This window comes from Streptomyces sp. NPDC127098 (assembly GCF_042722465.1).
GTDB lineage: Bacteria > Actinomycetota > Actinomycetes > Streptomycetales > Streptomycetaceae > Streptomyces > Streptomyces millisiae.
Genome location: NZ_JBHXFJ010000025.1, coordinates 49,173 through 60,128, shown reverse-complemented (window position 1 = coordinate 60,128; position 10,956 = coordinate 49,173). Strand labels below are relative to the sequence as shown.

The following is a 10,956-nucleotide window of genomic DNA, read 5'->3' as shown; positions in this document are numbered from 1 at the left end:
TGAGCCTCCGAGGCCCCCCAGGGGGCGACACCACGCGGCCCGACCAGCCCGAAGCCTTCGTCGCGTACCACGGCGCACAGCGCCCCGACGCTTCTCCAACCCCCGGACGAAACCCGGGATCTCCACGCTAGGAGTCCGATGACCGACGAGCCGATCCGCGTCGCGCCCCGCACCCGGGGCGCGCACCGCACGATCACCGAGGCCCTGGCCGTCGCCCCGGCCGGCGCGGTGATCAGCGTCGCGCCCGGCGAGTACGCCGAGTCGTTCCGCCTCGCCCGCCGGGTGACGCTGCTGCCGCAGCACGGCAACGGCTCGGTGACCGTCGCGGTGCCGCTGGCCGCCGGGCCGCTGACCGTGGCCGCGCCCGACTGCCGGATGCGCGGCCTGGTGCTGCGCGGCGCGGACCCGGCCGAGGCGCTGCTGCGAGTGGAGGACGCCTCGGGGCTCACCCTGGAGGACTGCGTCGTCAGCCACGGCCGGGTCGAGGTGCTCGGCTCCCGCAACCTCACCGCGCGCCCCGAGGTCCCGGTGGGCACCATCCCGCTGGACAACGACCTGTCGGCCGAGCTCGCCGACCCCACCGCCGGCGGCGTGCTGGTGACCAGGCGCACCCGGCTGCGGGCCGCCAGGCACACCGCGCTGCACCTCACCGGGGACGCCCTGGCGCGCCTGGACGACACCGCCATCGACGGCGTGGAGGGCATCGGCGTCGCCGTCTCCGGCAGCGCCGTGCTCCGCGCCGACCTGCTGCGGGTGCACGGCGGCTCCGGCTCCGCGCTGCGCGCCCGCGACACCTCCCGGGTGCTGCTGCGCGGCAGCGGCCTGTTCGGCGCGGGCCGCAACGGGGTGCTGGTGCAGGACGCGGCCGAGGCGCTGCTCACCGACTGCCGGGTGGAGAACGCGGCCCGCTCCGGGGTGCGTCTCGACCACACGGCGAAGGCCGAGATCAACGAGTCGACGCTGGCCGGCGCCCGGCTCTCCGGCGTCGAGGTGCGCGACCAGGCCCGGGTGATGGCCCGCGGGGCGCGGGTGACGGGCGGCGAGACCGGGGTCAGGCTGCGCTCCACCGAGGAGTCGCTGCTGTTCTACTGCACGGTGACCGGGCAGCAGGGCAACGGCGTCGAGTTGTCGGCGGGCGCCGACCCGCGGCTGCGCGGGGTGCGGGTGGCGCGCTCCGGCAAGCACGGGGTGTTCGTCGGTGAGGGCGCCAGGGGCACCTTCGACCACTGCGACGTGATCGCCAGCGCGCTGCCCGCGCTGCACGTGGCCAGGGACGCGGCGCCGCGCTTCCGCGGCTGCCGGGTCTTCGACTCCGCGCACGACCTGGGCCTCGGCGAGGGCGCCCACGCCGTCTTCGAGAACTGCGTCGCGATCAACGTCGGCTCGCCCCGGCTGCCCGGGCTCGACCGCGGCCACGGCGGCCCCGAGCACCCGCCCACGCACAGCCCGGGACAGGACCGGCGCCGCAGGCCCCGCGACCACGACCACGACCGGGACCGGAACCGCGGCCAGGGGCCGGCCGCCGCGGCCCCGAGGCCGACCGCCACCGCCACCACCGCGGAGCGGCCAGGGGACGAGTACGAGGACGGCCCGACCCAGGAGTCGCTGCCGGAACTCCTCGCCGAACTGGACGAGCTGGTCGGTCTCGACGGCGTCAAGCGGGACGTCAGCGGCCTGGTCAAGCTGATGCAGACCGTGCGGATGCGGCAGGAGGCCGGCCTGCCGGCCCCGCCGCTCAGCCGCCACCTGGTCTTCGCCGGCAACCCGGGCACCGGCAAGACCACGGTGGCCAGGCTCTACGGCCGGCTGCTGAGCGCCCTCGGGCTGCTCTCCCGCGGCCACCTGGTGGAGGTCGACCGCAGCGCCCTGGTCGGCGAGTACATCGGTCACACAGGACCCAAGACCACCGAGGCGTTCGAGAAGGCCATGGGCGGGGTGCTGTTCATCGACGAGGCGTACGCGCTCACCCCGGCCGGGGTGGCGCAGGACTTCGGCAGCGAGGCCATCGCCACCCTGGTGAAGCTGATGGAGGACCACCGCGACGAGGTCGTCGTCATCGCCGCCGGCTACCCGGGCGAGATGAGCCGCTTCATCAACTCCAACCCGGGCCTGGCCTCCCGCTTCACCCGCAGCCTGACCTTCGCGGACTACTCGACGGAGGAGCTGGTCAGCATCGTGGAGCACAACGCCCGCCGGCACCGGTACCAGCTCACGGAGGGCGCCCGCAAGGCGCTCACCGGCTACCTGGGCGCCATCCCGCGCGGGGAGGGCTTCGGCAACGGCCGCACCGCCCGCCAGCTGTTCCAGAACATGACGGAACGCCAGGCCATGCGCGTCGCCGAGCTCACCAACCCCGAGCAGGACGCGCTGATATCGCTCACGGAGTACGACCTGCCGGCGTGAGCGCGGGGGCACGGTCCCGGGGGCTCCGCAGGTTTCCGAGGGTGACCAGGCCCCCGGCGAGGAAGATCGCCGTGCCCCCGGCCACGATCTCCAGGCTGAGGGGCTCACCCTCCAGGGCCACCGCCAACAGGGCGGCGGTGCCGGGCTCCACGTAGGAGAGGACGCCGAGCTCCAGGGCCGTCACCCGCCGCATCAGGCTCTGGTAGGCGATGCCGAGGCAGGCGGTGAGGAGGACGCCGAGCAGGACGAGCCGGCCCAGCTCGTCCCGGGTGAGGGCCGGCCTGGCGAGCAGGTACGTCGGGCTCAGCACCAGGGCGGCCACCAGCGTCTGGTAGAACACCAGGGTGGTCGGGTCGATGTCGTCGGCGTACCGCTTGAGACAGATGATCCACAGGGCGTAGGACAGCGCGGAGCCCGCCCCGAACGCCACGCCGACGGGGCAGAGTTCGGCGCCCCCCTCGCCGCCCGTCACGACCACCGCCGTGGCGGCGACGGCCAGCGGCAGCGCCGTCAGCGACAGCGGGGTCGGCCGCTCCCGCAGCAGCAGCGGGGCCAGCAGGGCGACCAGGACCGGGGCCGTCGAGGTCATGAGCACGGCGCTGATGATCGACGTCTGCTGCAGGGCCGCGAAGTGCATCACCCACTGGACGCCCATCAGCACCCCGGGCACGAGGACCACAGGTCCTGGGAAGCGCAGCAGCCGGCGGTGCCGGGACGGCGCGAGCAGGATCGCGAGCGCCGCCGCGGCGGTCACCACCCGCCAGAAGGCGATGACCGTCGGGGACAGCGTGAGACCGGCGACGAGGACGGAGACGGTGCCGGAGAGGGCCGCGCACAGGGCGACGCCCAGGGCGGCGGTGGCGGATCTCAGGTCGCCGCTCCGGCTGGGTCCTGGGGCCGGTTCGTTGCTCATGGCCGGATCTCCTGGGTCGGGGACGGCACCGGACAGCGTTCCGCACCTGTTCGGCGCGTCTCAAGATCAGACTTCTGTGCGACGGGGGGCGCGCCCCGGGATCCGGCCGGCCCGGTCGAGGCCGTGGGGGAGCGGCCTCGGGGGGCGGGACTGCTCCGTCTGTGTTACCAAGGCAGGGGGCCATTTGTGGTCCTTGGTCCGGCTTGCTCCGGATTGCTGTCCCCGACGCGGAGGAATGGAGCCGTCTCATGGCCGAGAAGGTGGCGGACTATGTGCTGAGCAGGTTGCGCGACTGGGAAGTGGAGCACGTGTTCGCCTACGCCGGGGACGGCATCAACGGGCTGCTCGCGGCCTGGGGGCGGGCGGAGGACAAGCCGCAGTTCATCCAGGCGCGGCACGAGGAGATGGCGGCCTTCGAGGCCGTCGGCTACGCCAAGTTCTCCGGCCGGGTCGGCGTCTGCGCGGCCACCTCGGGGCCCGGCGCGATCCACCTGCTGAACGGGCTGTACGACGCGAAGCTCGACCACGTGCCCGTCGTCGCCATCGTCGGACAGACCAACAGGAGCGCCATGGGCGGCTCCTACCAGCAGGAGGTCGACCTGCTCTCGCTGTTCAAGGACGTGGCCTCCGACTACTGCGAGATGGTCACCGTCCCCCAGCAGCTGCCCAACGTCATCGACCGCGCCTTCCGCACCGCCCGGGCCCGCCGCACGGTCACCGCCGTGATCATCCCGGCCGACGTGCAGGAGCTCGACTACCAGCCGCCGACGCACGCCTTCAAGATGGTGCCGTCCAGCCTCGACACCTCGACCGGCGCGCCCGTGCCCGCGGAACAGGACATCGAGCGCGCCGCCACGCTGCTCAACGAGGGCGGCAAGGTCGCGGTGCTGGTCGGCCAGGGCGCGGCCGGCGCCAGGGACGAGGTGATGGAACTCGCCGACCGGCTGGGCGCCGGCGTCGCCAAGGCCCTGCTCGGCAAGGACGTGCTCTCCGACGAACTGCCGTACGTCACCGGGGCGATCGGCCTGCTCGGCACCCGCCCCTCCTACGAGTTGATGCGGGACTGCGACACGCTGCTCGCCATCGGGTCCAGCTTCCCCTACACGCAGTTCCTGCCGGGGTTCGGTCAGGCCAGGGGCGTGCAGATCGAACTCGACCCGCACATGGCGGGCATGCGCTACCCGTTCGAGGTCAACCTCATCGGCGACGCCCGCGAGACCCTGCGGCTGCTGCTGCCGCGCCTGGAGCAGAAGAAGCACGACGTCTGGCGGCGCGACATCGAGCGGAACGTCGAGCGCTGGTGGAAGACGATGGACCGCCGCGCCGCCACCGAGGCCGACCCGATCAACCCGGAGCTGGTGGCGCACGCCCTCTCCGAGGTGGTGCCCGAGGACGCGATCATCTCCGCCGACTCCGGCTCCTCGGCCAACTGGTACGCCCGGCACGTCAGGTTCCGCGGCCGGATGCGCGGCTCGCTCTCCGGGAACCTCGCCACCATGGGCCCCGGCGTGCCCTACGCGATCGGCGCCAAGTTCGCCCACCCGGACCGGCCGGCCATCGCCCTGGTCGGGGACGGCGCGATGCAGATGAACGGCCTCGCCGAGATGATCACCGCCGGCAAGTACTGGCGGGAGTGGCGCGACCCGCGGCTGGTGGTCGGGGTGCTCAACAACCAGGACCTCAACCAGGTCACCTGGGAGATGCGGGCCATGTCGGGGGCTCCGCAGTTCGAGCCCTCGCAGCGCATCCCCGACGTGCCCTACGCCGAGTTCGCCCGCTCCATCGGGCTGCACGCGGTGCGGGTCGACAGCCCGGAAGGGGTGCGGGACGCCTGGCGCGAGGCGCTGGCCGCCGACCGGCCGAGCGTGCTGGAGTTCGTCACCGACCCGGCCGTCCCGCCGATCCCGCCGCACGCCACCTGGGAACAGGCCGAGTCCACGGTGTCCGCCCTGCTGCAGGGCGACCCGGACCGCGCCGACGTCGTCAAGATCGGCCTCAAGCAGAAGGTCCAGGAGTTCCTGCCCGGCCGCCGCGGCCGGGGCTGAGCCCGCGACCGGCGGCGCGACCCCGGGGGGCCATCGAAGAAGGACGGTGATCCGATGAGCGAGCGCCTGGTGCGCGACCCGGGGCCCGAGGACTTCGCCGGCCTTGACATGCGCCGGCTACAGGCCGAGTTGACCGCCCGGGTCGAGGGCGAGGTCCGCTTCGACCCGGGCAGTCGTGGCGCCTACGCGACCGACGCCTCCAACTACCGGCAGGTGCCGCTCGCCGTGGTGCTGCCCCGCACCGTCGACGACGCCGCCGCGGCCGTCGCCGTCTGTGCCGAACAGGGCGCGCCCGTGCTCTCCCGGGGCGGCGGCACCAGCCTGGCCGGCCAGTGCACCAATGTCGCCGTCGTGATCGACTGGACGAAGTACTGCGACCGGCTCGTCTCCGTCGACCCGGCGGCCAGGACCTGTGTCGTGGAGCCCGGCATCACGCTGGACGCCCTCAACCGGCAACTCGCCGAACATCACCTGAAGTTCGGCCCCAAGCCGGCCACCCACACGCACTGCGCGCTCGGCGGCATGATCGGCAACAACTCCTGCGGCGCCTCGGCGCAGGCGTACGGCAAGACCGTCGACAACGTGCGGGCGCTCGAGGTCCTCACCTACACCGGGGCCCGCATGTGGGTCGGGCCCACCGACGAGCGCCGCTACCAGGAGATTCTCGCCGCCGGCGGCGAGCCGGCCCGGCTCTACCGGGGCCTGCGCGCGCTCGCCGAGGAGTACGCCGACGACATCCGCGCCGGCTACCCCCGCATCCCGCGCCGGGTCTCCGGGTACAACCTCGACTCGCTGCTGCCGGAGAACGGCTTCGACCTGGCCAAGGCGCTGGTCGGCAGCGAGAGCACGCTGGTCACGGTGTTGCGCGCGGAGCTCGACCTGGTGCCGGTCGAGGCGGCCGACGCCCTCGTGGTGCTCGGCTACCCCGATGTCTGCGCCGCCGCCGACGACGTGCCGCGGGTGCTCGAACACTGCCGGCCGCTCCAACTGGAGGCACTCGACGACCGGATGGCGCAGCTGATGCGCGAGGAGGGGGTGCACGCCGACTCGCTCGCGATGCTGCCGCGCGGCGGCAGCTGGCTGTTCGTGCAACTCGGCGGCGACACCCCCGAGGAGGCCCAGGAGGAGGCCGGGCGGCTGCTGGCCGGACTCGGCCTGGCCGAGGACGACGACCGGGTGGCGATCTCCGAGGACCCGCTCAGGGAGCAGAAGTTCCTCCAGGCCAGGGAGGCCGGTCTCGGCGTCACCGCCCGGCCGCCGGACGGCCGCGAGACCTGGGAGGGCTGGGAGGACTCGGCCGTGCCGCCGGAGCGGCTCGGCGACTACCTGCGGGACCTCAAGCGGCTGTTCGAGGAGTTCGGCTACGACCACCCGTCGCTCTACGGGCACTTCGGCCAGGGCTGCGTGCACACCCGCATCCCGTTCGGCCTCAGGAACGCGCAGGGGGTCGCCGGCTTCCGGGAGTTCATGCTGCGCGCCGCCGACCTCGTGGTCTCCTACGGCGGTTCGCTCTCCGGCGAGCACGGCGACGGCCAGGCGCGCGGCGAACTGCTCGACCGGATGTTCGGCCAGCGGCTCGTGGCGGCGTTCGCCACCCTCAAGGGCCTGTTCGACCCGGACAACCGGATGAACCCGGGCAAGATCGTCTCGCCGGTGCCAGGACGCGGCCCCAACCCGCTCGACGGCCAACTGCGGCTCGGCCCGCGCTGGCGCCCGCACGACACCCCCACCCACTTCGACTACCCCGAGGACGACCACCTCTTCCGCCGCGGCGTGATGCGCTGCGTCGGCATCGGCAACTGCCGCTCCCAGGAGGGCGGCGTGATGTGCCCGTCCTACCGGGCCACCGGCGAGGAGGAGCACTCCACCCGGGGCCGCGCCCGGCTGCTGTTCGAGATGATGGGCGGCCACGCCGACGCGGCGATCAGCGACGGCTGGCGCTCCACCGAGGTGCGCGACGCCCTCGACCTGTGCCTGGCCTGCAAGGGCTGCAAGTCCGACTGCCCCACCGGCGTCGACATGGCCACCTACAAGGCCGAGTTCCTCGCCCACCACTACGCCGGCCGGCCCCGCCCGGCGGCCCACTACACGCTCGGCTGGCTGCCGCTGTGGGCCAGGATCGCCCAGGCCGCGCCCCGCGCCGTCAACGCCGCCCTGCACGCCCCCGGGCTCGCACCGCTCGGCAAGCGGCTCGCGGGCGTCACCCCGGAGCGGGACCTGCCGCTCTTCGCCGAGCGGTCCTTCCTCGACTGGTGGCGCGGACGCGGCGTGCCCGAGCCGATCCCCGGCGACCCGCGCGCCGTGCTGCTGTGGCCCGACACCTTCAGCACCTACTTCCACCCGCACGTCGCCCAGGCCGCCGTCGAGGTCCTGGAGGCCGCGGGCCTGCGCGTCGCCGTCCCCGAGCGGCCGGTCTGCTGCGGGCTCACCTGGCTCTCCACCGGCCAACTCGACCGCGCCGCACGGGTGTTGCGCAGCACCGTGGACACGCTGCGGCCCTGGCTCACCGCCGGCACGCCGATCGTCGGCCTCGAACCCTCCTGCACCGCCGTCTTCCGGGCCGACGCGCCCGAGATGTTCAGCCACGACGAGGACGTCCGGCGCCTCGCCGGCCAGACCGTCACGCTCGCCGAGGCGCTGCTGCGGCACGCCCCGGACGGCTGGCACCCGCCGGCCGTGCGCCGCGCCGCCCTCGTGCAGACCCACTGCCACCAGCACGCGGTGCTCGGCCAGGACCCCGACCGCGAGGTGCTGCGCAGGGCCGGCATCGACGCCGAGATCCCCGACTCCGGATGTTGCGGCCTGGCCGGCAACTTCGGCTTCGAACGCGGCCACCACGACGTTTCGATGGCGTGCGCCGAACGCGTGCTGCTGCCCGCCGTCCGGGACGCCGGGCCCGACACGCTGATCCTCGCCGACGGCTTCAGCTGCCGGACCCAGATCGACCAGTCCGACACGGGCCGCCGCGCCATGCACCTGGCCGAGGCCCTGGCGCTCGGCCTGCCAGGCTCAACCCCGGCGCCCGCCGACCGCCCCGAGACGGTCGCCGCGCCGCGCCCCGAACTCCACCACGCGGACGGCCGGCTGGCCGCCGCGACCGCGACCGCCGCCGCGGCGGCCACCGCCCTCGCCGCGACCCTCGCGACCACCGCCAGGTACCGCGCGGGCCGCGGCCGCCGAACGCCGTAACCCGCCGCCCGGACGGCCCAGCACCGCGCGCGCGGCCGGCAGGACCGTGCGCAGACTCGTCACATGGGAGACGACTCGGAGCGGCCAGGCCGCCACGCAAGGCGCCGGCCCAAGCCGGTACGCGGCCCGCTCGGGGCCGCCCGCAGGGCCAGCGGACGCATCGAACAACTGGTCGGCCACCCGGTGGACGGCGTCTCGGCCGTCTCGCGCGAGGAGGAGGGCTGGCGGGTGGACGTCGACGTCCTCGAAGTGCCCAGGATCCCGGACACGACGAGCCTGTTGGCCACCTACCAGGTCGACCTCGACGAGGACGGGGAGCTCCTGCGCTACCGCAGGGTGCGTCGCTTCCGGCGCGCCGCGCCGACCGAACCCGAGGGCGTCTACTGACGCCCGCAGCGTAAGGAGAGACCCGGCATGACGGTCACCACCACCTACCGCGACGACGTCGCCTGCGTCCCGCGCACCGGCACCCTCTACGACGTCATCGACATCATCCTCGACCGCGGCATGGTCATCGACGTCTTCCTGCGGGTCTCGCTGGTGGGCATCGAGATCCTCAAGATCGACGTCCGGGTGGTGATCGCCAGCGTCGACACCTACCTGCGCTTCGCCGAGGCGTGCAACCGGATAGACCTCGAGGAGGACAGCCGCTCCCGCACCGTCCCCGAACTCTTCGGCGGCATGGCCGGGGCGAGGCACCCGGCCGAGGCGGCGGCCCGCAAGGGACTGAAGAAGGCCGTGAAACGCAAGGGGCACAAGGCCAAGGAGGCCCTGACCCCCGGCCACCACCGCTCCGTCAAGAAGAAGCTCAAGCACGCCGGGGAGGCCGTCGAGGAGACCGGCGAGCGCGCCACCGAGGGGCTGCGCCGCCAGACCCGCCGACACGGCCCCGGCAGGGGCTGAGCATGGCCACCGGGAAGGTCTACGTCTACGGCGTCGTGCACGCCGGCCGCACGCCACCGGCGGACCGCCGGGGCGTCGGCTCCCCACCGGCCAGGCCGCGGGTGCTGCGGGCCGGGCCGCTGGCCGCCGTCGTCAGCGCGCCGCCCGAACGGCTGCTCGCCCGGAGGCGCGACCTGCTGGCCCACCAGGACCTCCTGCTGGCACTCGCCGCCGAAGGACCGGTGATCCCCATGCGCTTCGGCGTGGTCGCGCCGGACGCCGAGGCCGTCCGCCGGCGACTGCGGGAGGACGAGGCCGAACACCTCGCCACCCTCGAACGGCTCGACGGCCGCCTGGAGCTGAACCTCAAGGCGTTCCCCGTGGAGGAGGCCATGGCCGACCTCGTCCGCGAGGACCGGACCGTCCGCCGACTGCGGGAGGCGGCCAGGCGCCGCCCCGGCTACGAGGCGAGCGTGCGCCTCGGCGAGGCCGTCGCCGCCGGACTGCGGCGCCGCGCCGCCGAGGCTGCGGCCACCACGCTGCGCGAACTGGCTTCGCTCGCCGAGGCCACCGCGCCCGGGCCGGAGCTCCCGGAGTGCGTCGGCAACGTCTCGTTCCTGGTCGAGGCCGCCCGCGAACCGGAGTTCAGGGCCACGGCCGAGCGCCGGGCCGCCGAGCTGCGCGACCGGGCCGAACTGCGGCTCAGCGGCCCGCTGCCCTGCTTCAGCTTCGTGACGCCCCGACCCGAGGCGGCCGGCACCGCCGCGCACACGCCAGCGGCCGGCGGGCGGTGACCCGCGAATGGGACTGCTCTCCGGGCTGCTGCTCCTCCCGCTGGCCCCCGTGCGGGGCGTCCGCTGGCTGACCGACCAGGTGGCCGAGGCCGCCGAGAAGGAGTACTACGACCCGGCGCCGCTGATGGCGCGGCTCGCCGCGCTGCACCGGGCCCTGGACGAGGGGGAGATCGACCAGGCGGAGTTCGAGCGCGAGGAGGAGCCGATCCTCCACCGCATCCAGCGACTCCAGACGGCCGACGAAGGATGGCACACCCGACACGCCGGAGGGCGACGATGAAGGAAACCACCAGAGCCGCCCTCGCGGCGGGCATCGCCAGCGGCTACCTGATGGGCCGCACCAAGAAGGCCAAGGTCGCCCTGGCGATCGCGAGCTATGTGGTCAGCCGCGGTTTCGGCGGCGGCCGGCACGGCTCGGGATCGGGCTCGGACGAGAAGCAGCCCGGCATGCCGCAGCTCGGCCAGATGGGCGGACAACTGCTCCAGGCCGGGCGGAACATCGCCGGCCACCGCATCGACGCGCTCGCGGACGCGCTCCAGGCCCGCAGCGTCCTCCTCGACGGCCACCACGAGCAGGACGGCGGCGAGGAGGAGCCCGAGGAGGAGAAGCGGGACACCGGGCGCGCCCAGCACTCCCGGCAGGGCACCGCGGGCAAGGGCGGCAAGAAGAAGACCACCCAGCAGCGCGCCAAGGCCGGCACGGCCCGCTCGTCCGGAGGGCGGTGAACGA

Annotated in this window: 9 protein-coding genes; 8 read left to right on the top strand and 1 reads right to left on the bottom strand. The window is 74.1% G+C overall.

Annotated features, from left to right (window positions below; translation table 11 throughout):
- The first annotated feature begins 138 nt into the window (after positions 1-138).
- Positions 139-2,403, top strand: coding sequence for a right-handed parallel beta-helix repeat-containing protein (locus ACFWI8_RS17950; RefSeq protein ID WP_387092066.1), 2,265 nt, complete (start codon positions 139-141; stop codon positions 2,401-2,403).
- On the opposite strand, the gene ACFWI8_RS17945 is transcribed toward ACFWI8_RS17950, so the two are convergent.
- A complete protein-coding gene (locus ACFWI8_RS17945) occupies positions 2,378-3,316 on the bottom strand; it encodes a DMT family transporter (RefSeq protein WP_387092062.1) in 939 nt (312 codons plus the stop codon). The genes ACFWI8_RS17950 and ACFWI8_RS17945 overlap by 26 nt on opposite strands.
- A gap of 248 nt (positions 3,317-3,564) precedes the next feature.
- Between ACFWI8_RS17945 and ACFWI8_RS17940 the strand changes: the two genes are divergently transcribed.
- The 7 genes from ACFWI8_RS17940 (at position 3,565) to ACFWI8_RS17910 (ending at position 10,952) form a co-directional block, all read left to right on the top strand.
- Positions 3,565-5,361 carry a thiamine pyrophosphate-requiring protein gene (locus ACFWI8_RS17940; RefSeq protein ID WP_387092059.1) on the top strand — a complete coding sequence of 599 codons (1,797 nt, stop codon included), beginning with the start codon at positions 3,565-3,567 and terminating at the stop codon, positions 5,359-5,361.
- A gap of 54 nt (positions 5,362-5,415) precedes the next feature.
- Complete coding sequence (locus ACFWI8_RS17935; protein ID WP_387092056.1) at positions 5,416-8,550, top strand: FAD-binding and (Fe-S)-binding domain-containing protein; 3,135 nt, start codon at positions 5,416-5,418, stop codon at positions 8,548-8,550.
- Between the two features lie 63 nt (positions 8,551-8,613).
- Complete coding sequence (locus ACFWI8_RS17930) at positions 8,614-8,937, top strand: gas vesicle protein (RefSeq protein ID WP_387092054.1); 324 nt, start codon at positions 8,614-8,616, stop codon at positions 8,935-8,937.
- 27 nt (positions 8,938-8,964) lie between these two features.
- On the top strand, positions 8,965-9,453 hold the full coding sequence (gene gvpJ, locus ACFWI8_RS17925; RefSeq protein WP_387092051.1) for a gas vesicle protein GvpJ: 489 nt from the start codon (positions 8,965-8,967) through the stop codon (positions 9,451-9,453).
- Positions 9,454-9,455: 2 nt separating this feature from the next.
- Positions 9,456-10,226 carry a GvpL/GvpF family gas vesicle protein gene (locus tag ACFWI8_RS17920; RefSeq protein ID WP_387092047.1) on the top strand — a complete coding sequence of 257 codons (771 nt, stop codon included), beginning with the start codon at positions 9,456-9,458 and terminating at the stop codon, positions 10,224-10,226.
- Positions 10,227-10,233: 7 nt separating this feature from the next.
- Positions 10,234-10,506, top strand: coding sequence for a gas vesicle protein GvpG (locus tag ACFWI8_RS17915; RefSeq protein ID WP_311600458.1), 273 nt, complete (start codon positions 10,234-10,236; stop codon positions 10,504-10,506).
- Positions 10,503-10,952 carry a hypothetical protein gene (locus ACFWI8_RS17910; RefSeq protein WP_387092044.1) on the top strand — a complete coding sequence of 150 codons (450 nt, stop codon included), beginning with the start codon at positions 10,503-10,505 and terminating at the stop codon, positions 10,950-10,952. The genes ACFWI8_RS17915 and ACFWI8_RS17910 overlap by 4 nt, the downstream gene beginning before the upstream one ends.
- Positions 10,953-10,956: the final 4 nt, after the last annotated feature.